The sequence below is a fragment of the Streptomyces sp. NPDC050534 genome (assembly GCF_044457745.1).
Classification (GTDB): domain Bacteria; phylum Actinomycetota; class Actinomycetes; order Streptomycetales; family Streptomycetaceae; genus Streptomyces.
Genome location: NZ_JBITHF010000004.1, coordinates 563,636 through 590,618 on the forward strand (window position 1 = coordinate 563,636; position 26,983 = coordinate 590,618).

Consider the following 26,983-nt stretch of genomic DNA (forward strand, 5'->3'; position numbering starts at 1 on the left):
CTCCCTCGTCTAAGGGGATGAGGGCGCGACTGAGCCTTCGCACCCACGGTGCCGCGAGAATAGAAAGGTCTGGACCACCGGTCAATAGGTCTGTACCACTGGGCGGTTGACCGCGTCGGATCCTCAACTCCCGTGCGGGCATCGTCGCGTGCCTCTTCACCGTCGCCCACGGCCACCGCGGGTGCCGCCGTACGAGCCGGGGAGGAGGGCCGTACCCTGGCCGGGCGGTGAGGGGAGGGCGCATGAGCGAGACCGGCAGTCCCGGAGCGGTACTGGTCGTGGACGACGACCCGGCCATCCGTCGTTCGCTGGAGCGCGGGCTGCGCTTGAGCGGCTTTCGGGTGCGGACGGCGGACGACGGCCGCGAGGCACTCGCGGTGATCGGGCAGACACCCCCGGACGTCCTCGTCCTCGACGTGTCGATGCCCGGCATGAGCGGCATCGAGGTCTGCGAACGGCTCCGCGGCGACGGCCAGGACCTGCCCGTCCTGATGCTCTCCGCGCTCGACGAGACCGCCGACCGCATCGCCGGGCTGCAGGCGGGCGGCGACGACTACCTGGTCAAGCCGTTCGCCCTGCAGGAACTGGTGCTGCGGCTGCGGGCGCTGCTGCGCCGCCGCCCGCCGGCGGGAGAGGTGCTGCGGGTCGCGGGCCTGGTCATCGACCCGGCGGCCCGCACCGCCGAGCGGGACGGGCACCCGCTGGAGCTGACCCGGCGCGAGTTCGAGCTCCTCGAAGTCCTCGCCCGCAACGCCGGGTTGGTCCTCACCCGGGACCAGCTCCTGGAACGGGTGTGGGGCTACGACTTCGACGTGCGCACCGACGCCGTCGACACCTTCGTCAGCTATCTGCGGCGCAAGCTGGAGGCCGGCGGGCGGCCCCGGCTCGTGCACACCGTGCGCGGTGTCGGTTTCGTGCTCCGGGACGAGCCGTGAGGCTGTCCACCCGCATCGGGCTCGCCGTCGGCGTCACCGTGCCGCTGCTGGTGCTGGCCTCCGGCTGGCTGCTGCTCCGGCTGGTCAACCACGATCTGCACAGCGCCGAGGACGACCACCTGCGGGCCCGCGCGACCGCCGTGGCCCCGGACGCCCGCGCCCTGCTGCGGGCCGGCGCGAACGGCCGGCCCAAGGCGGCCGACAACCGCGAACGGCAGCTCTACACCGCCGCCCTCGACGTCGGCGTACGCGTCGTCGGCCCGTACGGCACGTTCAGCGGCGGCCCGCAGCCGGACGCCTCGGTACCGCTTCCGGCGCGCCGGAACAGGCCGGTCACGGTCCGGGACGGCGGCACCAGCTGGCGCGCGCTGTCCGTGCCGGTCAGGACGGGACGCGGCCCGGGAACCCTGTGGGTCTTCTCGCCCGACGCCGCCGATCAGGCCCAACTCCGGCTCGTACGGCGGCGGGTGGCGTGGACGACCCTGCTCGCCGTGCCGCTGTCCGGCCTGCTCGCCTGGGGCATCGCCACCGGAGCGACCGGCCCCCTGCGCCGCCTCGGCCGCCGTACCGCGGGAATCGACCCGCGCACCAGCAGCGCCCGGCTGCACCACGAGCCGACCGGGGTGACCGAGGTCGACGAACTGGCGGCGACCCTGCAGAAGGCGCTCGCCCGCTACGACGAACAGGCCGCCCGCACCGCCGAGGCCCTGGACACCGCCCGCTCCTTCTCCGCGGCCGCCTCCCACGAACTGCGCACCCCGCTGATGAGCATGGGCACCAACCTCGACATCCTCGCCGGCCACCCGGACCTGCCGGAGCCGGAGCGCCGCGAGGTCCTGGCCGATCTGCGCGGTGAGCACGCCCGGCTGCTGAACCAGCTGGTGATGCTGCGCGAACTGGGCCGCGGCGACCTGGTCGAGGCGGAGGCCCTGCGGACCGTGGACGTCTCCGAGACCGCGGACGCCGCGGTGGCGGAGGCCCGCCGGCGCGTCCCCGACGCCCGGATCACGCTCGACGCGGCACCCGGGCTCACCGTGCACGGCTGGGAGCCGGGACTCCGGCTGCTTCTGGACAACCTGGTGGCCAACGCCCTGGCGCACGGGCGGGACAGGGCGGGCCGGGCGAGTGTGGCGGTCGGTGTGCGGCGCGCAGGCGAGCAGATCGTCGTGACGGTCGACGACCGTGGTCCCGGGGTGCCGTCCGAGGCCCGCGCCCGGATCTTCGAGCGCTTCGAGCGCGGCCCCGGCAGCTCCGGCACCGGTCTCGGGCTGACGCTCGTGGCCCAGCAGGCGGCGCTTCACCGGGGCACCGTCACGGTCGCGGGCGGCCCCGGCGGAACCGGCTCCCGCTTCGAGGTACGGCTGCCGTCCACGGGCGGGACGCTGCCCGCGCACCGCGACTGGCTGATCACCACGGCCGGGACAAACCGGTCACAGAGTTTCCCCAAAGAGCCTTCCTAGCCTCCACGGCGTACGGACGGACGAAGCAGGCCGTCCGGCGAAGACGGAGGCTGAGATGGACGTACGACGACACAGGCGCACGCTCCTCGTGGGGCTGGCCACGACGGCGGTCCTCGCGACCGGCACCGGCGTGGCGATGGCGGAGAACACGACTTCCACCACCGCCGCGACTTCCACGGCTTCTCCGGCACCGGGGCCGACCGGGGACGGCGCGCAGAAGCTGTGCAAGCGGGTGCCGAAGATCGACCGACGCATCGACCGGGCCCTGAAGCGGCTCAACGCCGGGGCGGGCAGGCGTGGTTCGGTCGCGCGGCTGCAGCAGCGCGTGGACAACGCCAAGAGCGCGGGGCACGACGAGATCGCCACGTTCCTGCAGGACCGGCTGACCTTCCGCAAGTCCCTGGTCACCACGCTCAAGCAGCGCGAGACGGACCTGGCCGGCGTGAAGACGTGGTGCGCGAACAACGGCAACGGCGCGGGAGGCAAGTGATGCGTGCCCGGGCGGCGGCGGCCGCGGCGCTGCTGGCCGTCGGGCTCCTCGCGGGCTGCGCCCGGGAGCACGGCTCGGCGGCCACCACGCCCTCCTCGTCCGCGAGCCCCTCCGGCTACCCGGAGATGGAGAAGAAGGTGGCCGCGGCCGAGTCCGCGCTCGCACAGGCGGACAAGGACGCGGCCCAGGACGACTCGGACGGCACGAGCCGCTGAGAAGAGGGGATGAGGGCGGGGAGCACACGAACCTGGTGCTCCCCGCCCTCTGCCGTCCTCAGCGCTCCCCGCCCGGCACCCACAGGACATCGCCCACGTCCTTGTTCGCGACGCGGGCCAGGATGAACAGCAGGTCCGACAGCCGGTTCAGGTATGTCGCGGTCAGCGGGTTCATCGTCTCGCCGTGCGCCTCCAGTGCCGCCCATGTCGAGCGCTCGGCCCGCCGTACCACCGTGCAGGCCTGGTGCAGCAGGGCGGCGCCCGCGGTGCCGCCGGGGAGGATGAAGGAGCGCAGCTTCTCCAGCTGCTCGTTGAACCGGTCGCAGTCCGCCTCGAGCTTGTCGACGTAGAACTGCTCGACCCGCAGCGGCGGGAACGCGGGGTTCTCCACCACCGGCGTCGACAGGTCGGCGCCCACGTCGAACAGGTCGTTCTGGACGCGGGTGAGGACCTTGACGACCTCCTCGTCCAGGCTGCCGAGCGCGAGCGCGGTGCCGATGACCGCGTTGGCCTCGTTGGCGTCGGCGTACGCCGAGATCCTGAGGTCGGTCTTGGCGACCCGGCTCATGTCGCCGAGGTTGGTGGTGCCCTGGTCGCCGGTCCGGGTGTAGATACGCGTCAGATTGACCATGTGACCAGCGTAGTTACGCTCCGGCCGTGCGGAACACGCGTGTGCCCACTGTCACGGCGAGTGTCGCGGGACCGGCGGCGGCCTCCTCGACGGCATCGAGCACCTGTTGGGCGAGAAGGTGCTCAACTACGCCGTCCGAGGCATGGGATGGCCCCTGCCGGTGTGATGTCCGTCAGATGAGACGTGACGCGCATTACTTACCGGTCACAGGGCAGCGACGGAGCGCTAAGGTCCGCCGAAGAGCATACGTAAACAGCGTGTAAGGCGCTTCAAAGGGGAGTCGCAGACGTGGCACGGAAGCTTGCCGTCATCGGAGCCGGCCTCATGGGTTCCGGCATCGCCCAGGTCTCCGCCCAGGCGGGCTGGGACGTCGTCCTGCGCGACGTCACCGAGGAGGCGCTGGACCGCGCCGTCGGCGGCATCCAGGCCTCGTACGCGAAGTTCGTCGGCAAGGGCAAGCTCGAGGCGCATGACGCCGACGCGTCCCTCGCGCGCATCACCACGACCACCGACCTGGACGCCGTCGCCGACGCCGACGTCGTCGTCGAGGCCGTCTTCGAGAAGCTCGAGGTCAAGCACGAGATCTTCCGCACGCTCGACAAGATCGTGCGCGAGGACGCCGTACTCGCCTCCAACACCTCCGCGATCCCGATCACCAAGATCGCGGCGGCCACGGCGCACCCCGAGCGCGTCGTCGGCGTGCACTTCTTCTCGCCGGTGCCGATGATGCAGCTCGTCGAGCTCGTTCGCGGCTACAAGACCAGCGACGAAACCCTCGCCACCGCGCGGGAGTTCGCCGAGTCCGTCGGCAAGACCTGCATCGTCGTCAACCGCGACGTCGCCGGTTTCGTGACGACCCGTCTCATCTCGGCGCTCGTCGTCGAGGCGGCCAAGCTGTACGAGTCGGGCGTGGCCAGCGCCGAGGACATCGACCTCGCCTGCAAGCTGGGCTTCGGCCACGCGATGGGCCCGCTGGCCACGGCGGACCTGACCGGCGTCGACATCCTGCTGCACGCCACCAGCAACATCTACACCGAGTCGCAGGACGAGAAGTTCGCGCCGCCGGAGCTGATGCGCCGGATGGTTGACGCCGGTGACATCGGACGCAAGAGCGGGCAGGGCTTCTACACGTACTGAAACACCAGTACGTACAGCCACTGAGACCGCACAGACCCCTGGATTATCACTCTCCAGGGTGAATTCGGTATCGGTTCGCTTACAGACGGCAACCTCGTTGCCGCTGAAGCAGTCAGACGTTGCACAGCCACCGTCACGGAGTACGCCACCGCACTCACGGGGAGCGACATATGTACATCAGGGGCGACCACGCCGAGCTGGTCGTCGGGGGCCGCCTCGACGTCCGCAGCGCGGCGGACGCCCGTACGGTCCTGCACTCGGCCGTCGACGACGGAGTCGGCGACCTGGTGCTGGACCTGTCCGAACTGGCCTCCTGGGACGCCACCGGACTCGGGGTGATCATGGGTGTCCACCGGCGGGCCGGCCGCTGCGGCCGGCGCCTGGTGCTGCGCGAGGTGCCGCCGCAGATGCAGCGCCTGCTCGTGGCCACCCGTCTGCACCGGATCCTGGCGATCGAGGGCGGCATCGGGGTGGAGTCACTGCCCCGCGTGTGACCCTTCGTCCGGGTGTGGTCCGGGATGCGGGGGAGTCCAGGCCGCATCGCGGCGCGGAACAGGCCGGGTGCGATCCTCACGAGACTGTGACGTCACGCACGGAGCGGTACCCCGGGCTGTCGTAGATACTGAGCGAAGGTTTAGGGTTCGGTCGCCCGCTGCCCGACAGTCCCTGCAAGCGGGTCCGGACCAGAAGCGACAGCGCGGTGTGCAGCAAGGCCGGGAGGGGCTCGAGGCACACACGACGCTTTTGGGGGGCTTGAAACCTATGGACCCGAACAGCCGGGGACCCGAGGAGTACGGCCATGACGATGGGGGTACCTCCCGCGCGAGCGAATTCGAGCGTGGGGGAGGTGGTTCGCCGCGCCAGCGTCCGCCCAGGGACCCGCTCACACCCGATTTCGGACAGCACACGCCCACGCTCGCGCGCACGGTGCAGCTCGTCACGGGCGACTACCTGCTCACGGTCAATCCCGTCGACGGCAGCGAGATAGAGGCATGCCCGCCGGGCGAGCGCCCGGGCCGGCCTCAGAAGCTCACGGCGGCCGAGCGCGCCGAGGTGGAACGCGCGGCCAGACCGCCCGTCCCGCCCGGTCCGGCCCTGCCGTCGCTGCCGCTCCTGGAGCGCCAGGAGGAGCGCGAGCGGCTCGTCCGGCTCCTCGCCCGAGGCCGCTCGGTCCGGCTCACCGGACCCGCCGGCTCCGGCCGCACCAGCCTCCTCAACCTCGTCGCCGAGGACTGCGGGGACCTCGCCCCCGACGGCGTGGTCCGCCTCAGCGGCTTCCGCCGCACCCCCGGCGATCTGCTGTACGACCTCTTCTACGCCGTCCACAACGCGCCCCTGCACCGTCCGGAACGGGACGAACTGCTGGAGTACGTGAGGGAGATCGGCGCGGTCGTCGTCCTCGACGACATCGAGTTCGGCGGCGCCGGGCTGGACGAGCTGCTGGACGCGACGCCCGAGTGCGCCTTCGTCATCGGCGCCACCCCCGACGTCCCCGCGCCCTCCGCCGACTCCGCCGTCGAGGAGGTCTTCCTCGGCGGTCTCGAGCGCGCGGGCGGCGTGGACATCATCGAGCGCACCGTCGGCCGGGCCCTCAGCGAGGAGGAGGCCAACTGGGCGGGCGACCTCTGGTTCGAGTCCGAGGGCCTGCCGCTGCGCTTCGTGCAGGCCGGCGCCCTGCTGCGGCGGCGCGACCAGCTGCGGGCCGGCACGAACGCCGTGGACGAGTTCGGGGTCTTCGAGGACGCGCTCCCCGTCGACGCCCCCTTCGAGACCGAGGCGGGCGACGACGTACCGCTGCCCTCGCTGGGCGAGGCCGCCGCGCCCGCGCCGCTGCTCGCCTCGCGGCTCAGCTCCTCGGCACGCGCCACCCTGCGCTTCTCCGTCGCGCTCGGCGGCGAGGTGCCGCATCAGGCCCATCTGCCCGCGCTCGTCGGCGACACCCACGCGGACGCCGCCCTCGGTGAGCTCGCCTCCTGCGGACTCGTCTCGCCCGTCGGCTCCCGCTACCGCCTCGCGGCCGGCGTGGTCCAGCAGCTGGAGACCGCCGGATACGGCGACGACGTCGATGCCCGCGCGCTGACCGCCGCCCAGCACTACACCTGGTGGGCCGGGCACCCGTCGGTCACCCCGGAGCGGGTGTGCGCCGAGGCCGACGCCGTGCTCGCCGCCCTCGGCGTCCTGGTCCCGGGTACGACCGCGCCGGCCGAGGGCGAGGAGAGCGTCACCGTGCAGCTGGCCCGCACGGCGGCGCCCGCGTTCGCCGCGGGCCTGCACTGGAGCGCCTGGGAGCGGGCCCTGCGGTCCGGCGCCGAGGCCGCCCGGCTCGCCGGCGAGGTGTCCGAACAGGCCTACTTCCACCACGAGTTGGGCATCCTCGCGCTCTGCGGCGGGCAGTTCGACCGCTCCCGCAGCGAGTTGGAGACCTCCATCGGCCTGCGGTCCGCGCTCGCCGAGAAGCACGGCACCGTGTCCGGCCGCCGCGCCCTCGCCCTGGTCGCCGACCGCACCGGCACGGCGCCGGGGCTCGGTTCGGCATCGGCCGAGGAGGTACCGGACGCGCGCTCCGAGGAGTCGCAGTCGCCGCCCGGGGGAGTGGTGGCCGCCGCGCTGCCGGGGGTCCCGCCGCCGTCGTCCGCCGACGACTCGACCCTGGTCGTGCACCGGGCCGCGTCCGGTTCCACGCCCAAGGCGCACCGCGCCGGCATCCGGGGCCTGGCCCGGCGCAACCTGGTCGCGGCCGGTGCGGGCGCGCTGCTCGCGGCGGTGCTCGGCACGGTCGTGACGCTCGGCGCGACGTCGAACAACGACGCCAACAACCCGTCCGACAAGGTCGGCGTCAACCCGTCCGCCAGCCAGGGCCTCGACGACGGCAGCCTCGGCGCCGACAAACCGAAGAGCGACACCGGCAAGGGCGACACCGGCACGGCGACGAGCCGTCCGACGGACCCGGGTCCCGACGGCACGTACGGCACGTCCGACGACCCGACCCCGCCGTCCGACACGCAGCGGCCGTCGGACTCCCCGAGCGGCACCAAGGGCTCGGGCGGCGGCAGTTCGACCGGCTCGTCCTCGCACCCGACGACGAAGCCGCCGACGAAGAGCCCGACGTCGAAGCCGCCGACGAGCTCCAAGCCGCCGACGTCGCCGCCGCCCACCTCACCGCCGCCCACCTCGCCGTCGCCGTCGGCGAGCACGTCACCGTCGACCTCCGACTCGGCCAGCGGCCCGGCCTCCAGCGCCCCCGCCTCGTCGAGCGCCCCGGCGACGTCGAACAGCACCTCGGCGAGCGCGCCGGCGAGCAGCGGCACGGGCGCGGTGATCTGAGGGTCTGCGCACGCAGGAGGGCCGGGTCCGTTCGACGGACCCGGCCCTCTTCGTCGTGGAACCGTGGGTCAGAACAGCCGGAGCTTGTCGTCCTCGATGCCGCGCAGGGCGTCGTAGTCCAGCACGGCGCAGCCGATTCCGCGGTCTGTGGCGAGGACGCGTGCCTGCGGCTTGATCTCCTGGGCCGCGAAGACGCCGCGGACCGGGGCGAGATGGGGATCGCGGTTGAGCAGTTCGAGGTAGCGGGTGAGCTGTTCCACGCCGTCGATCTCGCCGCGCCGCTTGATCTCGACCGCGACGGTCTGCCCGTCGGCGTCCCGGCACAGGATGTCGACCGGGCCGATGGCCGTCATGTACTCGCGGCGGATGAGCGTGTAGCCCTCGCCGAGGGTCTCGATGCGGTCGGCGAGCAGCTCCTGAAGGTGTGCTTCCACGCCGTCCTTGATCAGGCCGGGATCCACGCCGAGTTCGTGCGAGGAGTCGTGGAGGATCTCCTCCATCGTGATGATCAGCTTCTCGCCCGCCTTGTTGACGACGGTCCAGACGCCCTCCTCCGCGTCCGCGCCCTCCTTCAGCGTGCAGGGCGGGGACATCCAGTTCAGGGGCTTGTAGGCGCGGTCGTCCGCGTGGATGGAGACGCTGCCGTCCGCCTTGACCAGGATCAGGCGGGGTGCCGAGGGGAGATGGGCGGTGAGCCGGCCCGCGTAGTCGACGGAGCATCGGGCAATGACGAGACGCATGGTCGGCAACGCTACTCGACGGACGCACCTCGACGCGATTCGCCCTCCGGCAGAGGCAGATGCCCTCGGCACGGTCCCGGCGGGCCGCCCCTGTTGTCCGGGAACACCCGAGACAACCCTTGTTCATTCGTGGCTGATTGTGGGCCCAATGAGGGCGCCACATGTACGCATTTTCCTGGTGCGGCCCCCGTCGGCTGCTTACCGTAGTAAACGGGAGGTCGCGAGACGGGTACTGAGCGTGTTCGGTATCGCGGACTCCCTCATCTGTCCGGCAACCCCTGTCGACCACAGGGGTGCGAGAGGAGAACCCATGTCGCTCGACGTCTCACCGGCCCTACTCGAAAAGGCCGAGCGAGGCGAGGTCGACGAAGCGGAATTCGTCGACTGCGTCCGGACCTCCCTGCCCTACGCATGGGAGATGATCAGCTCCCTGGTGGCCCAGCTGAAGGTCGACGGCGGCACGTTCGCCGACAACCAGACGCCTCCGCCGGACGAGCAGGCACGCGGTCAGCTGCTGCGTGCGCTCGCGAGTGACGCGATACGCGGCGCGCTGCAGAGGCACTTCGGTGTACGGCTGGCCTTCCAGAACTGCCACCGGGTGGCGGTGTTCCCGCTGGACGCCTCGGTCGACGAGACACTGGCTCGCTTCACCTCGGTCCGCAGTCAACTGCTCAACCAGTCACCGGAGTTCAGGGACTGCTGAGAGGAAGCCGCTGCTTGCCGCTCCGTACGCGGGAGGTGCTTAAGTACCGGAGCGGCAAGCTCCCCGCCGGGCTCTCGGCAGGTTCGTCCCTTCAACCGAGGTGCGGGAGCACGTCGGCGCCCAGCCGCCGTACGTTCTCCTCGGTGGCCGCCAGGTCTCCCGAGCCCTCCACCAGCAGGGCGAAACGGGAGATGCCGGTCCGTTCGCTGGTCGCCGCGAGCCGGTCGGCGCACAGCCGCGGGGTTCCCACCGGATGCAGCCCGCAGAGCAGTTCGGTGTACGCCAGCGGGTCGCGCATCTGCCGGCTCCGGCCGTCCACCGTGACATGCGCCTCCAGCCCGTGCTTCAGCCAGCCCGGCATCGCCTTCGTCAGTGCCTCCACCGCGTCCGTGCGCCGGTCCGCGATCTGGCAGACGCCGGCCGAGACATGGGCCGCGCCGCGGACGACGTGCGCCGGATGCCCGGCGGCGCGGGCAAGCCGCCCCCACAGGGCGACCATCTCGGCCTTCTCCTCGTCCCCCACATGCATCCCGAGCAGCATCGGCAGCCCGCGCTCGGCGGCCAGCCGCACGCTCGACGGCGAGGTGCACGCGACGACGACCTCAGGGCCCGTGGCGTCCGACAGGGACTCCGACGGCCTTGGTACGACGGGGACTTCACGGAAGGCGAAGCGGCCGCCAGAACCCGCGACCGACGGCTCGCGCAGCCAGCGCAGCAGCAGATCGAGTGATTCCGGGAAGCCCCGCTCGTACGCCTCGAGGCCCGAACCGAAGACCTCCAGGTCGACCCAGGGCCCGCCGCGCCCCACGCCCAGCGAGAACCGCCCGCCGGAGGTGATGTGCAGCAGCGCGGCCTGCTCGCCGACCGACACGGGGTGGGCGGTGGGCAGCACGGTGACCGCCGTGCCCACCCGGATCCGCCGCGTCCGGCCCAGGAGCAGCGCGGCCAGCGTGATCGCCGACGGACAGGTGCCGTACGGCACGAAGTGGTGCTCGGCCAGCCAGACCGAGTCCAGACCCGCTTCCTCCGCGACCTCGGCCGAGCGGACCGCGCGGTGAAGTGCCTCCCCCTGGCCCTGTCCCGGGAACTGGGCCGCCAACACGAACGTTCCTACGTGCATTGCTTTTCCTGCTTCCTTGGCCCCGACGCGGAGCTCCCCCACACCCGCATAACCGTCTGACACGTGCCGAGGACACGGCCTGGCGGAGAGATTTCCGGATTTTCTGCAGAATGGGTGCGCGAGGCGGGAAGGACCGGTCGGCCGGTCCTTCCCGCCTACCCCTGTCCGGGGCCCGTAGGCTGGACACGACCCGCTTCCTGTATAGCCCCGTGAGGTGTCCTGTGTCCCCGCGTCGCAACCGGCCCAAGGGAGCCGGCTCGTCGGGTTCGTCCGGCCAAGGCGCCGAGGACGACCGGTCCGGCCGCTACGGTGGCTGGCAGTCGACCGAGAGCTGGCGGGGCGAGGAGTGGAACGTGCGGCATGTCGCGGGTGCGAGTGCCGTCGGCAAGACCTACCGCTGCCCGGGCTGCGACCAGATGATCCCCTCCGGCGTCCCGCACGTGGTGGCCTGGCCGGAGCACGCGGGCGTCGACGACCGCCGGCACTGGCACAAGGCCTGCTGGAACGCGAAGGACCGCCGCACCACGAGGGTGCAGCGGTCCCGGAACGCGCCGAAGTTCTGAATTCGCGCTACACGTCGCGCTTCTGCAGCAGGGCGACCGCGCCGGCGAACGCGGCGGCCGTCACGCCCAGGGCGATCCACAGCGGGTCCCAGCCCGACGGGCCGGAGTTGCTGAGGGAGTTGGTGTAGAAGACGCCCAGCTGGTTCGGGATCGAGTAGTCGAACAGGGCCTGGCGCAGGTCCTCCAGGGCCGACGAGACCATGAACAGCGCGATCACCAGCGGCGCCAGCACGAGGCCGATCATGATGGTGATGGCGCCCGCCGAGTGCCGGATGATCGAGCCGACGACCAGCGAGAGCAGGCCGAGCAGCGCGATGTAGAGCGAGATGCCGAGCGTGCCCTTCAGCCATTCCGACGTGCTCGGCTCCCTGGCACCGTCCAGCATGGCGACGTCGGCGAGCGCGACGAGCAGCGCCGAGACGAACGTGACGCTGAACGCCACCGTGAAGAACACGATCGCCTTCGCCGCCAGCACCCGCGCGCGGGACGGGCACGCGGTCATCGTGGTCCGGATCATCCCGGTGCCGTACTCGGAGGCGGTGGTCAGCACGCCGAGCGTGATGATGCACATGCTGCCGAGCAGCAGCCCGAAGACGCCGAAGGAGAGCGGGTTCTCGCCCGTCAGGCTGCCCTCCGACTCGTTGGCGGCGACCAGCGAGGCGGTCAGCAGCCCGATGCCGACGACGAGCAGCACGAAGACGCCGAGCGTCCACATCGTGGAGCGCACCGATCTGATCTTCGTCCACTCCGAGGAGATGGCGTTCCCGAGGTGCGTGCGTGTGACGGGGATCGGCGAGGTGTAGGTGGGGTACGGCGAACCGGGCGCCGGCGCCTGCCAGTCGGGAGCGGCGGCCTGCGGCATCGGGTGCTGGGGCGTGCTCATCGGGCGTCCTCGGGCTTGGTCAGGTCGGCGTGGGCGGCGGGTGCGGGCTGCGCGGGTGCCTGCGACGCCGCGGCGGGCGGCTGGACGTACGGGTTGGGCGTGCCCGCGCCGGGCGCCGCCGGAGCGCCCCAGGGCCCCGGCTGGGGCTGCCCGGGGCCGCCGTACGGTCCCGGCTGCCCCTGTGGCATCGCGAACGCCTGGCCGTCCTGCTGGGGCGGCGGCGGGGCGTACCAGTCGGGCTGCCCCTGCCCGGGCACCGGCACCGGCGGCCGCGCGCCGGGCGGCAGGGGCTGCATCAGCCCCTCCTTCTGGTCCGTCGTCGAGCGGTAGTCGACGGCCCCCTGCGTCATCCGCATGTACGCCTCCTCCAGCGAGGCCTGGTGCGGCGACAGCTCCCACAGGCGTACGTCGGCGTCGTGCGCGATGTCGCTGATGCGGGGGAGCGGCAGTCCCGTGATCCTGAGCGCGCCGTCCTGCTCGGGCATCACGTGCCCGCCCGCCTCGGTCAGCGCGGAGGTCAGCTTCTCGCGCAGCTGCGGCTCGGTGTCGGGCGTGCGCACGCGCGCGAAGTCGGCGGAGTTGGCCGAAATGAAGTCCTTGATGCTCATGTCGGCGAGCAGCTGCCCGCGCCCGATCACGATGAGGTGATCGGCGGTCACCGCCATCTCGCTCATCAGATGGGAGGAGACGAAGACCGTACGGCCCTCGGCCGCGAGCGCCTTCATCAGGTTGCGCACCCAGAGGATGCCCTCCGGGTCGAGGCCGTTGACCGGCTCGTCGAAGAGGAGCACCTGCGGGTCGCCGAGCAGCGCGGCGGCGATGCCGAGGCGCTGGCCCATGCCGAGGGAGAAGCCCTTGGAGCGCTTCCTGGCCACCTCCTGGAGCCCGACCACACCCAGCACCTCGTCGACCCGGCGCGCCGGAATCCCGGAGAGCTGGGCGAGGCTCAGCAGGTGGTTGCGGGCCGACCGGCCGCCGTGCACGGCCTTGGCGTCGAGCAGGGCACCCACGTGACGCGGGGCGTTCGGCAGCTTGGGGTACGGGTGGCCGCCGATCGTCACCTGCCCCGCCGTGGGGTTGTCCAGGCCGAGGATCATGCGCATCGTCGTCGACTTGCCGGAGCCGTTGGGCCCCAGGAAGCCGGTGACGGCGCCCGGCCTTACCTGGAAGGAAAGGTTGTAGACGGCGGTCTTGTCGCCGTAGCGCTTGGTCAGGCCGACAGCCTCGATCATGCTCCGCACCCATCGAAAGGATCAGGACAGCAGGGCACACGCCCCCGTAAGGGTTAGGAGGATATCGAGGCGCTGACGGTTCCGCTCAAGACGAAGTAAAAGACCGGCCCCGTTCAGGCATCCCGCCGCTTCAGCAACACGTACCCGCCGATCACGGCCGCGAGCACCCACAGGACCATGATGCCGAGGCCGCCCCAGGGCCCGTACGGGGTGTCGTCGTCGATCGGCGTGACCACCTGCATGATCTTGCTGCCGGCCTGGTCGGGCAGGAACCGGCCGATCTTCTTCGTCGCGGAGACGTTGCCCAGGATGTTGGAGATCAGGAAGAAGAACGGCATCAGGATGCCCAGGGACAGCATCGGTGAGCGCAGCATCGCGGCGACGCCCATCGAGAACACGGCGATGAGGGTCATGTAGACACCGCCGCCGATCACGGCGCGCAGCACGTGCGGATCGCCGATGGAGGCGCGGTGCGAGCCGAGCACCGCCTGCCCGAGGAAGAAGGCGACGAAGCTGGTGACCATGGCGACGACCAGGGCGAGGCCGGTCGCCACGGCGATCTTGCTGAACAGGAAGGTGCCGCGCTGCGGCACGGCGGCCAGCGAGGTGCGGATCATGCCGGTGCTGTACTCGTTCGAGACGACCAGCACCCCGAACACGATCATCGCGAGCTGGCCGAGGCTCATCCCGGCGAAGCTGATGAAGGTCGGGTCGAAGGAGAGCCGGTCCTTCCGGCTCATGTCGTCGAACTGGTGGCTGGTCAGCGCCGCGATCAGCATGCCGAGCCCGACGGTGACGACCACGGCGAGCGAGAGCGTCCACACCGTGGACGCCACCGACCGGATCTTGGTCCACTCGGACCGTACGACCTGGACCCCCGTCATGACCGGCTCCTCTCCCAGCTGTCGCCCCATGGGCTCGTGGCCGGTGCCTGCGGGGGCGCGTCCGTGTGCGCGTGGTACTCCACCGACTCCGCGGTCAGTTGCATGAACGCCTCCTCCAGGGAGGCCTGCTGCGGACTCAGCTCGTGCAGCACGATCTGGTGCTGCGCGGCCAGCTCGCCGATCTGCTCGGCCGTGCCGCCGTCCGTCTCCAGCGCCCCGGCGCCGGACTCGACGACGGTGATCCCGGCCTGGTGCAGCACGTCGAGCAGCCGCTCGCGCTGCGGGGAGCGGATGCGGACGTAGGACCGCGAGTTCTGCGCGATGAAGTCCGCCATGGACGTGTCGGCGAGCAGCCGGCCCTGCCCGATGACGACGAGGTGCTCGGCGGTCAGCGCCATCTCGCTCATCAGATGGGAGGAGACGAAGACCGTACGGCCCTGCGCCGCGAGGGACTTCATCAGGTTGCGGATCCAGTGGATGCCCTCGGGGTCGAGGCCGTTGACGGGCTCGTCGAACATCAGGATCCGCGGGTCGCCGAGCAGGGCGCCCGCGATGCCGAGCCGCTGGCCCATGCCGAGCGAGAACCCCTTGGCCTTCTTGCGCGCGACGGCCGTGAGGCCCACCGTGTCCAGGACCTCGGCCACCCGGCGCCTGGGGATGCCGTTGCTCTGCGCGAGGCAGAGCAGGTGGTTGTAGGCGCTGCGGCCGCCGTGCATGGCCTTGGCGTCCAGCAGGGCGCCGATGTACGTCAGCGGGTCCTTGAGGCGGTCGTAGTGCTCGCCGTCGATCCGCACGTCCCCGGCGGTGGGCCGGTCGAGTCCGAGCATCATGCGCATCGTGGTGGACTTGCCGGCCCCGTTCGGCCCGAGGAAGCCGGTCACCATCCCGGGTCTGACGGTGAACGTGAGGTTGTTGACCGCCAGCTTGTCGCCGTAGCGCTTGGTCAGGCCCTCGAGCTCGATCATGCGGCCACGCTAAGACGCCGTTCGGGCCACTGCCAGCCGGACCGGCGAACAGCGTGCGGCGGCGCCGGGAACGGGCGGTTCGCGCTCCGCGGCCCACGCCCCGGCACGACGGAGGCCCGTACCTCCGGGGGAGACGGCACGGGCCTCTGTACGCGCTGCCGAGCTGTGCGCTACCGGCTAGCGGGACTGCTGAGCGGGAACCCCACGGGAGATCGGCTCGTCCTCGGCGGGAGTGCCGGCGGCGGCCACCGCGGCGCCCGTGAGCGTCGCGAGCATCTCGCGGACGTTCGTCAGCTGGGCGTTGATGCTGTCGCGGCGGTTGGTGAGGGCGGCCAGCTCGCGCTCGGATTCCGAGCGGATCCGGTCGGCCTTGGCGTTCGCGTCGGCCACGATGTCCTCGGCCTGGCGCTGGGCCGTCTCCACCGTCTGGCGGGCGCGGCGCTCGGCGTCCGTGCGCAGCTTCTCGGCCTCCAGGCGCAGCTGCTCGGCGCGGTGCTCGATCTCGGCCAGGCGCTTCTCGGCCTTGGCCTGACGGGACGCCAGGTCGCGCTCGGACTGCTCGCGGCGCTTGGCGAGGTTCGTCTCGAAGTCGGCGGCGGCCTGGGCCGCCTTGGCGCGGGTCTCCTCGAAGAGGGCGTCCGCCTCCTCACGCTTGGACTGGGCGTCCTTCTGGGCCTCGGAACGCAGCTGCGAGGCGTCGCTCTTGGCCTTCTCGACGATCCGGACGCCTTCGTCCTCGGCCTTGGACTTGCGCTCCGCAGCGAACGATTCTGCGTCGTTGCGGACCTGCTGGGCCGCCGACTCGGCGAGTTCGCGGTGCTGTTCGGCGGCGCGCCTGGCTTCCTCGCGCAGATCCTTGGCCTCTTCCTCGGCGAGGCGGAGGATCTTCTCGACGCGTGCACCGAGACCGGCGTACGACGGCTCGGCGTCGGTCACCTGGGCCTGGGCGTTCTGCGTCTCGAGGTGGAGTTCCTCGATGCGCTTCTCCAGAGCGGTGATGCGGGCGAGAGCACTGTCACGGTCGGAGACGAGCTTCGAGATCCGTTCGTCCACCTGAGCGCGGTCGTACCCACGCCGCACAAGCTCGAAGCCGTAGGGGGAAGTGTCGCTCATGGGGTTCCTGTCAACTGAGACCGGTGAGGTGATAGGGGGAATCCTAGGGGCCGAAGCGGTGTGTCATCGAGCGGATACGTGTTTGATCTGGAGAATGACACCCCTTTTGAGTGGCTGTCGGCCAGACCTCTTGCCAGAAAAATGGTCAAAGGCCCCAGAGTGGACCCGATGTGGGCCTGTCGATCAGCTGTCCGACGGCTTACCCGAACGAGGGGCGCCGACCGTGGCTCCGGCCTTGACGCCGCCGTCCTTGCCCCCCGTCGGGGCCTCGAAGGACTCCAGCGCCTCCAGCACGTCCTGGACCCGGGAGATCTCGGCGTTGATGTCCTCGCGCCGGCGCACCAGGATCTCCAGCTCGCGCTTTCCTTCCTCGACCGTGCGCCTGGCCTCGCGGATCGCCTCGGCCTTGAGCTCCTCGGCCTCCCTGACCAGGGCCGACTTCTTCTGCTCGGCCTCCTTCAGGAGTCCCTCGGCCTTCTTCACCGCGGCGATACGGACCTTGCCGGCCTCCGAATTGGCCTCCGAGACAAGCTCCTTGGCCTTCGCCTGAGCCTTGGCCAGCTGCTCCTCGGCCGCCTTGATGAGCGCGTCGCAGCGGTCGCCCGCCGACCTCATCGTCTCGGCCGACTCCCGGCGGGCCCGCTCGTGCAGCGCCTCGATCTCGCCCGTGATGCGGTCGCGCAGCTCCTCCGCCCGCTCGCGGATGGAGGTGGCGTCCCGGCGGGCGCCAACGAGAAGCTCGTCCGCGTCCGCACGGGCCTTCTCCACGCGGGTGTTGCCCTCGACCGTGGCCTCCGCGACCAGCCGGTCGGCCTCCGTACGGGCCGCACCCACCATGGTGTCCGCCTGTGCCTCGGCGTCGGCGGTGGTCTTGTGGGCCTGCTGCTGCGCCTCGGTGAGCAGCTTGTCGGCCTCGGCCGTGGTCTCCGTGATGAGCTTGTCGACCTGCTCGGCCACGTCCTGGCGCCGCTTGTTGGCGTCCTTGCGGACCTCGTCGAGCGTGCGGTCGGCCTCCTCGCGGGCGGAGTTGACGAGCCGTTCGGCCTCCGCCTCCGCCTCGGCCTTGAGGCGCTCGGAGTCGCTGCGGATCCGCTCGGCGTGCTGCTGGGCGGAGCCGACCGTCTCGGCGGCCTCGGCCCGCAGCCGCTCCGCGTCCCCGGTGGCGTCCGCGATGAGCTTCTCGGCCTTGGTGACCGCGTCGGTGCGCATCCGGTCGGTGTCCGCGATCGTCTCGGACGTCAGTCGCTCGGCCTCGCTGCGCGCCTCGGTGATGAGGGTGTCCGCCTGCGTGGCGGCGTCCGACCGCATGCGGTTGGCGTCGTCGCGGGCGTCCGCGCGGGTGCGGGCCGCCGCCTGGTCGGCCTCCGCGATCGCGTCCGAGGCCTCCGTGCGCACCCGCTGGGCGTGCTCGGTCGCCTCCGACCGCAGGCGCTCCGCCTCCGCGATCGCCTCCGAAACGGTCCGCTCGGCAAGCGACTTGGCCGCCTCCGACTCCTCGGCCGCCTCGCGCCGGACCCGGCCCGCGTCCTCGCTGGCCCGCTCCCGCTCGGCGTAGGCGTCGGCGCGGACCCGGTCGGCCTCCTCCTGCGCCTCGCGCCGGGTGCGGTCCGCCGCGTGCTCGGCGGCGCTACGCAGCCCGGTGATCTCCTCCTGCGCCTGCTCGTGCAGCCCGGACACGGAGTCCCGTACCTGCTGGGCGTGCTGTTCGGCCGCCGAGACCATCTCGTTCGCGCGCCGGTCGGCCTCCTCGACCAGGCGGACCGCCTCGGTCTGTGCCTCCTCCACGCGGTTGCGCGCCGAGGCCAGCAGCTCCTCGCTCTGCTCGCGGGCCCGCTCGCGCTCCTGGTCGGCCTCGGTGCGCGCGGAGCCGAGGAGTTCCTCGGCCTCGCGGCGGCGCCGTACGGCCTCCTCCTGCGCGGCGGCCAGCGTCTCCGAAGCCTCCGTCGCCAGCCGCTCCGCGGCGGCCTGCGCCTCCGCCCGGACCCGGTCGGCGGTCTCCTGCGCCTCCGTCTTCAGCCGCTCGGCCTCGGCAGCGGCCTCCGAGCGCAGCCGTACGGCGACGGCCTCGCCCTCCGCGCGGGACGCGGAGGCGTCCGACGCGGCCTCGTCGCGCAGCCGGTCGGCCTCCGCCTCGGCCTGCTGCTGGAGCGTGCGGATCCGCTCGGCGGCCTCGGCGCGCAGCCGCTCGGTCTCCTCGGCGGCCTCGCGGCGGATGCGTGAGGCCTCCTCACGGGCGTCGGCCAGTGCCTGCTCGGCCGCGGTGAGCCGCTCCTCGGCCTCCGCGTGCAGCCGCGTCAAGTCCTCGGCGGCCTCGGCACGGCGTGCCTCTATGGCGCGTTCGGTCTCCTCGTGCAGCTCGCTCGCGGCCCGCTCGGCGTCGGCCTTGATGCCCTCGGCCTGCTCGACGACCTCCTCGCGGTGCCGCTCGGCCTCCTGGCGGGTGCGCTGCAGCGTCTCCTCGGCCTGCCGGCGCAGCGTCGTCGCCCGCTCGATGGCCTCGGTGCGGACCTTCTCGCTGTCCGCGGTGGCCTTCTGGCGCAGCTCGTCGGCGTCCTGCCGGGACTTGGCGAGCAGCTCCTCGGCGGTCTTGGCCGCCTCCTCGATCTGCTGGACGGCCTCCCTGCGGGCCTCCGCGCGGATCTTCTCGCCCTCGGCGACCGCGTCGGCGCGCAGCTGCTCGGCCTCGCCGCGCAGCCGGCGGGCCTCCTCCTGGAGCTCGACCGTCTTGGCGCGGTACTCCTTGGTGTCGTCCTTCGCCGCGCCCTTGAGCTGCTCGGAGATGTCGTGCGCCTCGGAGCGCAGCCGGTCCGCCTCGGCCTCGGCCTCGGAGCGGATCCGCTCGGCCTCCTCGGCGGCGGCCTTGGTGGTGTTCCTCGCGTCCTCCTGCGCCCTGTTGAGGACGTCCTCGGCGGTCTTGGCCGCCTTCGAGAGCTGGGTGGCGCTCTCCTCGGCGGTGATCGTGCGGGCCTTCTCGGAGGCCTCGGCGACGATCCGCTCGGCCTCGGCGCGCGCGTCCGCCACGGCCTCCTCGGCGGCGGCCTTGGTGGCCTCGGCGTCCTTGGTGGCCTCCTCGACCAGCCGGGCGACCTGCTCCCGCGCCGTGCGCGTGCGCTGCTCGTTCGCCGACTCGGCGCTGGCGAGGGCCTTCTCCGCCGACGCGGTCGCCTCGGTGATCAGCTTGTCGGCCTCGGTCTGCGCCTTGCGAAGCGCCTCCTCGGCCTCGGCCATCCGCTGCTCGGCGGACCGGCTCATCTCCTGCGCCTGGCGGCGCGCACTGTCCGACTCCGAGACGGTGGAGGTGCGCAGCTGCTCGGCGTGGTCGGTGGCCTCCTGCGCCTGCGTGGAGGCGGCGTTCAGCAGCCGCTCGGCGTCCGTGCGGGCCCGGCGCAGGATCTGCTCGGCCTCCGCACGGGCCGCCTCGGCGTCGCTCGTCAGGCGTTCCCGGGCCTCGGTGGTCAGCCGCTCGGCCTCCGCACGCGCGGCGGCCATGGACTGGTCGGCCTCGGCGCGGGACTCCTCGAGGAGCCGGCGGGCCTGGGACTCGCTGCGGGCGCGCAACTGCTCGGCCCACGCCACGTTCTCGTTGACGTGCGACTCGACGGTCTGGCGGCGCTCGGCGAGCTCCTGGTCCAGCTGCTGGCGGCGGGTGACCGCCTCCTGGTGCAGCTCGGCCTGGAGGCGCGCGGCCTGCTCGGCGTGCTCCTGCAGGATGCGCTGGGTCTGCGCCCGCACCTGGCTGAGCTCGCGCTCGGCGTCCTGGCGCAGCTGGTCGGCCTGCATCTGCGCGTTGCGCAGCAGCTGTTCGGCCTGATAGCCGATGTCACCGCCGTCGAAGGAGGGCCGGGACATGAGAGTGCGGCGCGCCTCGTGCAGCTTGGCGCGCAGCACCTCGACCTGGTAGCCGAGGTCCTCGGCGTGCTGGATCGCCTTTTCCCGCTCGGTCTTCAGCCGCTCCATCTCGGCCTCGAACCGAGAGAGGTGGTCGACGTCAGCCGCCGGCTCTCGCTCCTGGCGTTCGTAGCCCCGCACTGCGCGGTCCCATCCGTCCCCTGGTCGCAAGTCTGGCCAAACGAGCTCCGTCCATCCGCCGAACGGGGCCCCCGGGGAATGGTGTCAGATCAACGGCGGAGCACGGGCTGCTGCCCCGATGCTCGCCCCCCGAAACCCGGACCCCGGCGTTTGTCCTCCCTGACGGCAGGACCCGGCCACCCCGGTTCGAGAGGCGACCGCCCCCAACCCTACCGGCCCATATGTACGAGGGTCAGTGCTCAGGTGACTCAACAGGCGCCGAAGTGACCAGTTCTGTCAGTACGCCGTGGCAATCCTTGGGGTGCAGGAAGGTGATCCGTGACCCCATGGAACCGCGTCGCGGCTCTTCGTACAGCACGCGGACGCCCTTTTCCTTGATGCCGGCGGCCTCGCCGTCCACGTCAGCGGTGCCGAAGGCGATGTGGTGGACACCCTCACCGTTCTTGTCCAGCCACTTCGCGACGGTCGAGTCCGGCCGCGTCGGCTCCAGGAGCTGCAGGTAGGAGGCGCCGCCGTCGGACGTCTCGTTGATCTTGAGCATGGCCTCGCGTACGCCCTGCTCCTCGTTGACCTCGGAGTGGAACACCTCGAAGCCGTACGTGGCCCGGTAGAACTCGACGGTCTTGTCGAGGTCGAAGCAGGCGATCCCGATGTGGTCGATTCGCGTCAGCATGTTTGACAGTGCAGCGCGCCTGGCATGGTTGCGCAACGTGCCAGCGATCACATCGACGGCCGGGTGACGGCACGGAGTGCCACTCAGTACATTCGATGTAAACCCTCGTTCACTCCTCGGCTGTGCAGCCGGTAAGGGGATCGCAGCTCATGTCATCTGGAACGAACACCTCGGTGATCGTCGCGGGCGCGCGTACGCCCATGGGACGGTTGCTCGGCTCGCTCAAGTCCTTCTCCGGAGCCGATCTCGGCGGCTTCGCGATCAAGGCCGCCCTCGACCGTGCGGGGATCGGTGGCGACCAGGTCCAGTACGTGATCATGGGTCAGGTGCTGCAGGCCGGGGCGGGGCAGATCCCGGCCCGCCAGGCCGCCGTCAAGGCCGGCATCCCGATGAACGTCCCGGCGCTGACCGTCAACAAGGTCTGTCTGTCCGGCCTCGACGCCATCGCGCTGGCCGACCAGCTGATCCGCGCCGGCGAGTTCGACGTGATCGTCGCCGGCGGCCAGGAGTCCATGACCAACGCGCCGCACCTGCTGCCGAAGTCCCGTGAGGGCTTCAAGTACGGGGCGATCGAGATGCTCGACGCGATGGCCTACGACGGCCTGACCGACCCGTGGGAGAACATCCCGATGGGCGAGTCGACCGAGAAGCACAACACCCGTCTGGGCATCGGGCGTCCCGAGCAGGACGAGATCGCCGCCCTGTCCCACCAGCGCGCGGCCGCCGCCCAGAAGAACGGCATCTTCGAGGCCGAGATCACCCCGGTCGAGATCCCGCAGCGCAAGGGCGACCCGGTCCTGTTCAGCAAGGACGAGGGCATCCGCGGCGACACCACCGCGGAGTCCCTGGGCAAGCTGCGCCCGGCCTTCACCAGGGACGGCACCATCACCGCCGGCACCGCCTCGCAGATCTCGGACGGTGCGGCGGCCGTGGTCGTGATGAGCAAGGCCAAGGCGCTGGAGCTGGGTCTGGAGTGGATCGCCGAGATCGGTGCCCACGGCAACGTGGCGGGCCCGGACAACTCCCTGCAGTCGCAGCCGTCCAACGCCATCCTGCACGCCCTGAAGAAGGAGGGCCTGGAGGTCTCCGACCTCGACCTCATCGAGATCAACGAGGCCTTCGCCGCCGTCGCGGTCCAGTCAATGAAGGACCTCGGTGTCTCCACGGAAATGGTGAATGTCAACGGTGGCGCGATCGCCCTGGGCCACCCCATCGGCATGTCCGGCGCCCGCCTGGTGCTGCACCTGGCGCTGGAGCTGAAGCGGCGGGGCGGCGGCGTGGGCGCCGCCGCGCTGTGCGGCGGCGGCGGTCAGGGTGACGCGCTGGTCGTGCGGGTACCCAAGGCCTGAACCCTCTGTTGCACGTGAACCTCTGAACGGAGCTGTGATGCAGGACGTCTCCACCCTGGTGACCCAGGCCAGGGAAGGCCGGCCGCGGGCCGTGGCCCGGCTGATCTCGCTGGTCGAGGGGGCGTCCCCGCAGCTCAGGGAGGTCATGGAGGCGCTGGCGCCGCTGACGGGGAACGCGTACGTGGTCGGCCTGACCGGTTCCCCGGGCGTCGGCAAGTCGACGTCGACCTCGGCGCTGGTGACGGCGTATCGCAAGCAGGGCAGGCGGGTCGGCGTCCTGGCCGTCGACCCGTCCTCGCCCTTCTCCGGCGGCGCCCTGCTCGGCGACCGGGTCCGCATGTCGGAGCACGCCTCCGACCCCGGGGTCTACATCCGCTCGATGGCGACCCGCGGCCACCTGGGCGGCCTCGCCTGGGCCGCCCCGCAGGCGATCCGCGTGCTGGACGCGGCCGGCTGCGACGTGATCCTGGTCGAGACGGTCGGTGTGGGCCAGTCGGAGGTGGAGATCGCCTCCCAGGCCGACACCTCGGTCGTCCTGCTGGCACCCGGCATGGGCGACGGCATCCAGGCGGCGAAGGCCGGAATCCTGGAGATCGGCGACGTCTACGTCGTCAACAAGGCCGACCGCGACGGCGCCGACGCCACCGCGCGCGAGCTGAACCACATGCTGGGGCTCGGCGAGTCCAGGGGCCCCGGCGACTGGCGCCCGCCGATCGTCAAGACGGTCGCGGCGCGCGCCGAGGGCATCGACGAGGTCGTCGAGGCGCTGGAGAAGCACCGCGCCTGGATGGAGGAGCGGGGCGTCCTCGCCGAGCGCCGGCTGGCCCGCGCCTCCCGCGAGGTCGAGACGATCGCCGTCACGGCCCTGCGCGAACGCATCGGCGACCTGCACGGCGACCGCAGGCTGAGCGCGCTGGCGGAGCGGATCGTGGGCGGCGAGCTGGACCCGTACCGCGCGGCGGACGAGCTGGTGGCGGGACTCACGGAGAGCTGACGCCGGTCGACGGCGTGGTCAACGTCCCGGTGCCGCTGGTACGTTGACCGGTATGTACCTCCTCTTGGCATAGGGCTCGCCCGAGCCCGCGCGGCCGCGGAAATGGCCGGCGCGGCGATCAGGCGTCCCCTTTTCCCGCCTTGAGTCGAGGAACTCCCGTGTCCACCAAGTCAGTTGCACGGCCGACGTATGCCGTCGTCCTCCATCTCCCGTACGCCCGCCGCACCTTCGCGGCCGCCCTGCTCGGCAGGCTGTCGTACGGGATCGTCCCCCTGTCCGTGATGCTCGCCGTCACCCGGGCCACCGGCTCCTACGCCGTGGCGGGTACCGCCATGGCGCTGTTCGGCGGCACCAGCGTCTTCCTGTCGCCCGCGCGGGCGGCCCTGATCGACCGGTACGGGCCGCGCCGCGCGCTCGTCCCGATGGCCGCGGCCTACGCGGCCCTGCTGGGTCTGCTGACGGCGCTCGTGTGGCGCCCGGGCGCCGTCCCGCCGTTCCTCGTGGGCGCCGTGACCGCCGCGGCCGGCGCCTGCACCCTTCCGCTGGGCCCGACCATGCGGGCCGTGTGGGGGCAACTCATCCAGGACCGGGCGCTGTTGCAGCGCGCGTACAGCCTGGACGGGGTCGCCGAGGAACTGCTGTTCGTCTCGGGGCCGTTGATCGTCGGTGTGCTGGTGGGGTTCGCCCCGCCGACGGCCGGGATCGTCTTCGGTACGTGCCTGATGGCGGCCGGGACCGCCGGGTTCGTGCGGTCGCCGGCCGTGCGGGCGGCGGGGCACGCCGGGCGGGAGCCGCGCGGGCGCCGGGCCGCCGCACCGCGGGGTGCGCTGCGCGGCGTCCTTCGGCCCGTCCTCGCCGCGGCCGGGGTCGGGCTCGCGCTCGGAGCGGTGGACCTCGTGGTCGTGGCCTTCGCCGGGCAACGGCACTACGGCGACGACGCCGTGGCCTGGACGCTGGCGGCGCTGTCGGCCGGCAGCGCGGCCGGCGGGCTGCTCAACGGGGCCGTCGCCTGGCGCGCCCCGGCACGCGCGCGTCTGCCGCTCACGGTCGCGGGCCTCGCCCCGGCACTGCTCGGGGCCGCCCTCGCCCCCGGCCTCGGCACCCTGGCCCTCGCCCTCGCGGCCGCCGGGTTCTTCGTCGCCCCGGCCCTGACCACCGCCTACCTGACCGCCGACGAGGCGGCGGCCCCCGAGGCGCGGGTACGGGCCGGCGCCTGGGTCAACACCGGTGTGAACGCGGGCAGTACGGCGGGCGCCGCCGGAGCGGGCGTCCTCCTGGGCGGTCTGTCCACCGCCCTCTGCTTCACGGCGGCCGCCGCGGCGGCCCTGCTCACCGCCCTGGTGACGGCATGGGGCGCCGCCCATACCGACCGGGAGAGCCAGGAGGCCGTGCCGGCGGCGTGACGGAGAGGCAAGAAGGGGGCGGGATCCTTCGGGCTCCTTGCCGCCCCCGAAACGCCCGCAGGCGGCGTCCGGTGCGGACTCCGCCTGCTGTGTCGGTCCCGTCGAGGGTGTGGTCGACGGAGTCAGGGGCGTCCCCGCTGCCCGCGCAGGTGTTCCGCGATGGGCTTCAGGGCCTTGTCGAGTTCCGCCAGGGCCTCGGGGGACAGCAGGTCGATGAAGTGCCGCCGTACGGACGCCACATGGTGCGGCGCGACCTTCTGCATCGTCTCCATGCCGTGCTCGGTCAGGACCGCGTAGAGGCCGCGCCGGTCGGACTCGCAGTTCTCGCGGCGGACCAGGTTCGCGTTCTCCATCCGCGTGATCTGGTGGGAGAGGCGGCTCTTGGACTGGAGGGTGGCGGACGCGAGGTCGCTCATCCGCATCCGTACGTCCTCCGACTCGGAGAGGTTCACCAGGATCTCGTAGTCGTTCATAGTCAGGCCGAATGGCTGCAGGTCCCGCTCGAGCTGGTACGTCAACAACCTGTTGACCTCCAGGTGGGTGCGCCAGGCGCACTGCTCCGCATCGGTCAGCCAGGGCGTGGCCGTCTCGGTCTCCATGAATGAAGTCTACCTAAAATGTTGAAAGGCGAACTAGTGAGGGGTGGCGTGACGGCGCGCATACGTTCGACGTCACACTCCGCAGACTACCGCTCACAGCCCGAAGCGACGCTGGAGGTCCCCCAGCTGTCCGGGAAGGCGCGGTGCGCCGGCTTGCTGTGAAGGACCTGTGTGTGCCCCACCGCCACCAGGTACCCCGGGCTCGGACGGGAGCACCCCCGAAGCCTGCTCGGCCATGAGGGTTTCCGAGGACTGGAGCAGGACCGTGCCGGCCCCCACGAACTCGAACTGGTGCTCCTCCCCGGAGGCGCCGCCGAGGCCTGTCATCGCACGTAGACCGCCCATTACACCTGTCAAGTAGCTGTGGTCGTAGTGGTGGCACGGCGACGGGCAGTCGGCCCAGCCGACGAGCGCCTGCGGGTCCACCCGGATCGGAGGTTCCATGAACACCACCGGACCGTTAGATGCGGCCACGAACTTTCCGGTTCCGATGAGGGTCAGAAAACCCGGCACGATCGATTGCTTGAGAGCGAGACTTGGCTGAAAAGCGAGCAAGTTGCCCGAGCGAATGGTCAGGTTGCCGTCCTCGAGGTCGAAGGAATTGACGTCGAAGGCCCGGTCGGCGAGGAGCATCTTGCCCGAGCCCTCCGCCACGACCCACTCGCTGGCGTGCAGTGGCGAATGAAAGGACGTACGGACAAGTCGGTCGAGTCGGCCGTGCCCGATGCCGTTGAACTCCATCGAGCCGTAGTAGGCGATCATCTTCCCCTTCTGCAGGAACCACTGGCTCCCCTTGAGCTCCACGCAGAAGGTGTACTTGTTCACGTTGTCGTCGACCGGCAGAGTCATGGGGTCGTGGACCGTCGGGCCGCCCGGAGCCCCGTACATGCTCACAGCTTCTCCTCCGAGGCCTGGACGTACACCGTGCCGTTGCCGCTGAGCTCCAGCTGGAAGCCCTCGCCGGAGCCGCGGCCCACCATGTCCCGCCAGCCCAGGGCGGTCGACAGCTTGTTGCGTACGTCGCCGTGGTGGGCGACGTACGCCTGCGGGTCGACGTGGACCGCGTGCTGCGGGGTGACCGGGATCTCGAAGACGCCGCCGTGGGCCATCACCGCCACGGAGCCGTGTCCCTTGAGGGTGGTGGTGAACAGGCCCTGGCCGGTGACCTGGCCGCGCACCATGCCCATGACGCCGCCCTGCGAGCCCATGAACATCGTGCCCTGCTGGAGCGTGCCCTCGAAGGCGAGCAGGCGGTCCGCCTCCACGTAGAGCGTGTCCCCGGTGAGGTTGATGACCTGGACGTGGTGGCCGCCGTGCCCGAACAGCACCGTGCCGCTGCCCTCGACGCTCATCAGCGGCGTCGCCTCGTTGGCCACCCGGCGGCCGATCATCGACATGATGCCGCCCTGGCCGCCCTGGAGGTTGGGGGTGAAGGACACCTCGCCCTTGTAGGCGAGCATCGCGCCGCGCTGGCTGAACAGCCGCTGGCCCGGCAGCACCGTCGCCTCGACCATCTTGGAGTTGATCTCACGGAAGGGCAT

The 26,983-nt window shown here is 71.6% G+C and carries 25 protein-coding genes; 12 read left to right on the forward strand and 13 right to left on the reverse strand.

Annotated elements, in window-relative coordinates; translation table 11 throughout:
- The first annotated feature begins 242 nt into the window (after nt 1-242).
- From ACIBN2_RS16925 to ACIBN2_RS16940, 4 genes are read left to right on the forward strand one after another with little or no spacing between them, the layout of a single operon-like run.
- Nucleotides 243-935 (forward strand): response regulator transcription factor, encoded by a 693-nt coding sequence (locus tag ACIBN2_RS16925; RefSeq protein WP_399135161.1) that lies wholly within the window; start codon nt 243-245, stop codon nt 933-935.
- Nucleotides 932-2,395, forward strand: coding sequence for a sensor histidine kinase (locus ACIBN2_RS16930; RefSeq protein WP_399135163.1), 1,464 nt, complete (start codon nt 932-934; stop codon nt 2,393-2,395). Before ACIBN2_RS16925 ends, ACIBN2_RS16930 begins: the two co-directional genes overlap by 4 nt.
- Before the next feature lie 55 nt (nt 2,396-2,450).
- Nucleotides 2,451-2,885 carry a hypothetical protein gene (locus ACIBN2_RS16935; protein ID WP_399135165.1) on the forward strand — a complete coding sequence of 145 codons (435 nt, stop codon included), beginning with the start codon at nt 2,451-2,453 and terminating at the stop codon, nt 2,883-2,885.
- The gene (locus ACIBN2_RS16940; RefSeq protein ID WP_399135166.1) at nt 2,885-3,100 is read left to right on the forward strand and encodes a hypothetical protein; all 216 of its coding nucleotides are present in this window, start codon (nt 2,885-2,887) and stop codon (nt 3,098-3,100) included. Before ACIBN2_RS16935 ends, ACIBN2_RS16940 begins: the two co-directional genes overlap by 1 nt.
- 58 nt (nt 3,101-3,158) lie before the next feature.
- On the opposite strand, the gene ACIBN2_RS16945 is transcribed toward ACIBN2_RS16940, so the two are convergent.
- Complete coding sequence (locus ACIBN2_RS16945) at nt 3,159-3,731, reverse strand: cob(I)yrinic acid a,c-diamide adenosyltransferase (RefSeq protein ID WP_399135167.1); 573 nt, start codon at nt 3,729-3,731, stop codon at nt 3,159-3,161.
- 288 nt (nt 3,732-4,019) lie between these two features.
- On the opposite strand from ACIBN2_RS16945, the gene ACIBN2_RS16950 reads away from it, so the two are divergent.
- From ACIBN2_RS16950 to ACIBN2_RS16960, 3 genes are all read left to right on the forward strand, one after another.
- Nucleotides 4,020-4,868: a 3-hydroxyacyl-CoA dehydrogenase family protein gene (locus ACIBN2_RS16950; protein ID WP_399135169.1), complete on the forward strand. Its 849-nt coding sequence runs from the start codon at nt 4,020-4,022 to the stop codon at nt 4,866-4,868.
- Between the two features lie 170 nt (nt 4,869-5,038).
- Nucleotides 5,039-5,362, forward strand: coding sequence for an STAS domain-containing protein (locus ACIBN2_RS16955; RefSeq protein ID WP_399135170.1), 324 nt, complete (start codon nt 5,039-5,041; stop codon nt 5,360-5,362).
- Nucleotides 5,363-5,630: 268 nt separating this feature from the next.
- Complete coding sequence (locus ACIBN2_RS16960; RefSeq protein ID WP_399135172.1) at nt 5,631-8,192, forward strand: ATP-binding protein; 2,562 nt, start codon at nt 5,631-5,633, stop codon at nt 8,190-8,192.
- Between the two features lie 68 nt (nt 8,193-8,260).
- Here the strand turns inward: ACIBN2_RS16960 and nucS are convergent, their stop codons facing one another.
- On the reverse strand, nt 8,261-8,932 hold the full coding sequence (gene nucS, locus ACIBN2_RS16965; RefSeq protein ID WP_393870160.1) for an endonuclease NucS: 672 nt from the start codon (nt 8,930-8,932) through the stop codon (nt 8,261-8,263).
- A 310-nt stretch (nt 8,933-9,242) separates the two neighbouring features.
- Between nucS and ACIBN2_RS16970 the strand changes: the two genes are divergently transcribed.
- Nucleotides 9,243-9,635 carry an SCO5389 family protein gene (locus ACIBN2_RS16970; protein ID WP_399135174.1) on the forward strand — a complete coding sequence of 131 codons (393 nt, stop codon included), beginning with the start codon at nt 9,243-9,245 and terminating at the stop codon, nt 9,633-9,635.
- Between the two features lie 91 nt (nt 9,636-9,726).
- On the opposite strand, the gene ACIBN2_RS16975 is transcribed toward ACIBN2_RS16970, so the two are convergent.
- Entirely contained in the window at nt 9,727-10,755 is a 1,029-nt protein-coding gene (locus ACIBN2_RS16975; protein ID WP_399135175.1) for an LLM class flavin-dependent oxidoreductase, read from the reverse strand.
- A 221-nt stretch (nt 10,756-10,976) separates the two neighbouring features.
- Here ACIBN2_RS16975 and ACIBN2_RS16980 point away from each other — a divergent pair, with 221 nt between their 5' ends.
- Entirely contained in the window at nt 10,977-11,318 is a 342-nt protein-coding gene (locus tag ACIBN2_RS16980) for an ATP/GTP-binding protein (RefSeq protein ID WP_399135176.1), read from the forward strand.
- A gap of 7 nt (nt 11,319-11,325) precedes the next feature.
- Here ACIBN2_RS16980 and ACIBN2_RS16985 read toward each other — a convergent pair whose 3' ends face one another.
- The 7 genes from ACIBN2_RS16985 to mce all read right to left on the reverse strand — a co-directional run bounded on the left by ACIBN2_RS16985 (nt 11,326) and on the right by mce (nt 21,097).
- Nucleotides 11,326-12,201, reverse strand: coding sequence for an ABC transporter permease (locus ACIBN2_RS16985; RefSeq protein ID WP_399135178.1), 876 nt, complete (start codon nt 12,199-12,201; stop codon nt 11,326-11,328).
- Nucleotides 12,198-13,433: an ABC transporter ATP-binding protein gene (locus ACIBN2_RS16990; RefSeq protein WP_399135179.1), complete on the reverse strand. Its 1,236-nt coding sequence runs from the start codon at nt 13,431-13,433 to the stop codon at nt 12,198-12,200. Before ACIBN2_RS16990 ends, ACIBN2_RS16985 begins: the two co-directional genes overlap by 4 nt.
- Nucleotides 13,434-13,546: 113 nt before the next feature.
- A complete protein-coding gene (locus ACIBN2_RS16995; RefSeq protein ID WP_399135181.1) occupies nt 13,547-14,317 on the reverse strand; it encodes an ABC transporter permease in 771 nt (256 codons plus the stop codon).
- Nucleotides 14,314-15,282, reverse strand: coding sequence for an ABC transporter ATP-binding protein (locus ACIBN2_RS17000; protein WP_399135182.1), 969 nt, complete (start codon nt 15,280-15,282; stop codon nt 14,314-14,316). Before ACIBN2_RS17000 ends, ACIBN2_RS16995 begins: the two co-directional genes overlap by 4 nt.
- Before the next feature lie 177 nt (nt 15,283-15,459).
- On the reverse strand, nt 15,460-16,395 hold the full coding sequence (locus ACIBN2_RS17005) for a cellulose-binding protein (protein ID WP_393870168.1): 936 nt from the start codon (nt 16,393-16,395) through the stop codon (nt 15,460-15,462).
- 183 nt (nt 16,396-16,578) lie between these two features.
- Nucleotides 16,579-20,424, reverse strand: a complete 3,846-nt coding sequence (gene scy / locus ACIBN2_RS17010; RefSeq protein WP_399135183.1) for a polarized growth protein Scy — start codon at nt 20,422-20,424, stop codon at nt 16,579-16,581.
- Nucleotides 20,425-20,656: 232 nt separating this feature from the next.
- Nucleotides 20,657-21,097, reverse strand: coding sequence for a methylmalonyl-CoA epimerase (gene mce / locus ACIBN2_RS17015; RefSeq protein ID WP_384264093.1), 441 nt, complete (start codon nt 21,095-21,097; stop codon nt 20,657-20,659).
- A 149-nt stretch (nt 21,098-21,246) separates the two neighbouring features.
- On the opposite strand from mce, the gene ACIBN2_RS17020 reads away from it, so the two are divergent.
- From ACIBN2_RS17020 to ACIBN2_RS17030, 3 genes are all read left to right on the forward strand, one after another.
- Nucleotides 21,247-22,446: an acetyl-CoA C-acetyltransferase gene (locus tag ACIBN2_RS17020; protein ID WP_399135185.1), complete on the forward strand. Its 1,200-nt coding sequence runs from the start codon at nt 21,247-21,249 to the stop codon at nt 22,444-22,446.
- A gap of 37 nt (nt 22,447-22,483) precedes the next feature.
- Entirely contained in the window at nt 22,484-23,440 is a 957-nt protein-coding gene (gene meaB, locus ACIBN2_RS17025) for a methylmalonyl Co-A mutase-associated GTPase MeaB (RefSeq protein ID WP_399135187.1), read from the forward strand.
- 158 nt (nt 23,441-23,598) lie between these two features.
- Nucleotides 23,599-24,843 (forward strand): MFS transporter, encoded by a 1,245-nt coding sequence (locus ACIBN2_RS17030; RefSeq protein ID WP_399135189.1) that lies wholly within the window; start codon nt 23,599-23,601, stop codon nt 24,841-24,843.
- Nucleotides 24,844-24,965: 122 nt separating this feature from the next.
- On the opposite strand, the gene ACIBN2_RS17035 is transcribed toward ACIBN2_RS17030, so the two are convergent.
- The 3 genes from ACIBN2_RS17035 to ACIBN2_RS17045 all read right to left on the reverse strand — a co-directional run bounded on the left by ACIBN2_RS17035 (nt 24,966) and on the right by ACIBN2_RS17045 (nt 26,983).
- Nucleotides 24,966-25,442: a MarR family winged helix-turn-helix transcriptional regulator gene (locus tag ACIBN2_RS17035; protein ID WP_399135190.1), complete on the reverse strand. Its 477-nt coding sequence runs from the start codon at nt 25,440-25,442 to the stop codon at nt 24,966-24,968.
- A gap of 93 nt (nt 25,443-25,535) precedes the next feature.
- Nucleotides 25,536-26,330: an AIM24 family protein gene (locus ACIBN2_RS17040; protein WP_399135274.1), complete on the reverse strand. Its 795-nt coding sequence runs from the start codon at nt 26,328-26,330 to the stop codon at nt 25,536-25,538.
- A 2-nt stretch (nt 26,331-26,332) separates the two neighbouring features.
- Nucleotides 26,333-26,983, reverse strand: coding sequence for an AIM24 family protein (locus tag ACIBN2_RS17045; protein WP_399135192.1), 651 nt, complete (start codon nt 26,981-26,983; stop codon nt 26,333-26,335).

Bases quoted from the DNA above. Each gene is read 5' to 3' on its own strand.
- ACIBN2_RS17005 (WP_393870168.1), bottom strand. From the start codon at position 16,395: ATGAGCGACACTTCCCCCTACGGCTTCGAGCTTGTGCGGCGTGGGTAC.
- ACIBN2_RS17045 (WP_399135192.1), bottom strand. From the start codon at position 26,983: ATGCCCTTCCGTGAGATCAACTCCAAGATGGTCGAGGCGACGGTGCTG.
- ACIBN2_RS16940 (WP_399135166.1), top strand. From the start codon at position 2,885: ATGCGTGCCCGGGCGGCGGCGGCCGCGGCGCTGCTGGCCGTCGGGCTC.
- meaB (WP_399135187.1), top strand. From the start codon at position 22,484: ATGCAGGACGTCTCCACCCTGGTGACCCAGGCCAGGGAAGGCCGGCCG.
- ACIBN2_RS16975 (WP_399135175.1), bottom strand. From the start codon at position 10,755: ATGCACGTAGGAACGTTCGTGTTGGCGGCCCAGTTCCCGGGACAGGGC.
- ACIBN2_RS16970 (WP_399135174.1), top strand. From the start codon at position 9,243: ATGTCGCTCGACGTCTCACCGGCCCTACTCGAAAAGGCCGAGCGAGGC.
- ACIBN2_RS16925 (WP_399135161.1), top strand. From the start codon at position 243: ATGAGCGAGACCGGCAGTCCCGGAGCGGTACTGGTCGTGGACGACGAC.
- ACIBN2_RS17040 (WP_399135274.1), bottom strand. From the start codon at position 26,330: ATGTACGGGGCTCCGGGCGGCCCGACGGTCCACGACCCCATGACTCTG.
- nucS (WP_393870160.1), bottom strand. From the start codon at position 8,932: ATGCGTCTCGTCATTGCCCGATGCTCCGTCGACTACGCGGGCCGGCTC.
- ACIBN2_RS17035 (WP_399135190.1), bottom strand. From the start codon at position 25,442: ATGGAGACCGAGACGGCCACGCCCTGGCTGACCGATGCGGAGCAGTGC.
- ACIBN2_RS16960 (WP_399135172.1), top strand. From the start codon at position 5,631: ATGGACCCGAACAGCCGGGGACCCGAGGAGTACGGCCATGACGATGGG.
- ACIBN2_RS17020 (WP_399135185.1), top strand. From the start codon at position 21,247: ATGTCATCTGGAACGAACACCTCGGTGATCGTCGCGGGCGCGCGTACG.
- ACIBN2_RS17000 (WP_399135182.1), bottom strand. From the start codon at position 15,282: ATGATCGAGCTCGAGGGCCTGACCAAGCGCTACGGCGACAAGCTGGCG.
- mce (WP_384264093.1), bottom strand. From the start codon at position 21,097: ATGCTGACGCGAATCGACCACATCGGGATCGCCTGCTTCGACCTCGAC.
- ACIBN2_RS16995 (WP_399135181.1), bottom strand. From the start codon at position 14,317: ATGACGGGGGTCCAGGTCGTACGGTCCGAGTGGACCAAGATCCGGTCG.
- ACIBN2_RS16990 (WP_399135179.1), bottom strand. From the start codon at position 13,433: ATGATCGAGGCTGTCGGCCTGACCAAGCGCTACGGCGACAAGACCGCC.
- ACIBN2_RS16945 (WP_399135167.1), bottom strand. From the start codon at position 3,731: ATGGTCAATCTGACGCGTATCTACACCCGGACCGGCGACCAGGGCACC.
- ACIBN2_RS16935 (WP_399135165.1), top strand. From the start codon at position 2,451: ATGGACGTACGACGACACAGGCGCACGCTCCTCGTGGGGCTGGCCACG.
- ACIBN2_RS16985 (WP_399135178.1), bottom strand. From the start codon at position 12,201: ATGAGCACGCCCCAGCACCCGATGCCGCAGGCCGCCGCTCCCGACTGG.
- ACIBN2_RS16955 (WP_399135170.1), top strand. From the start codon at position 5,039: ATGTACATCAGGGGCGACCACGCCGAGCTGGTCGTCGGGGGCCGCCTC.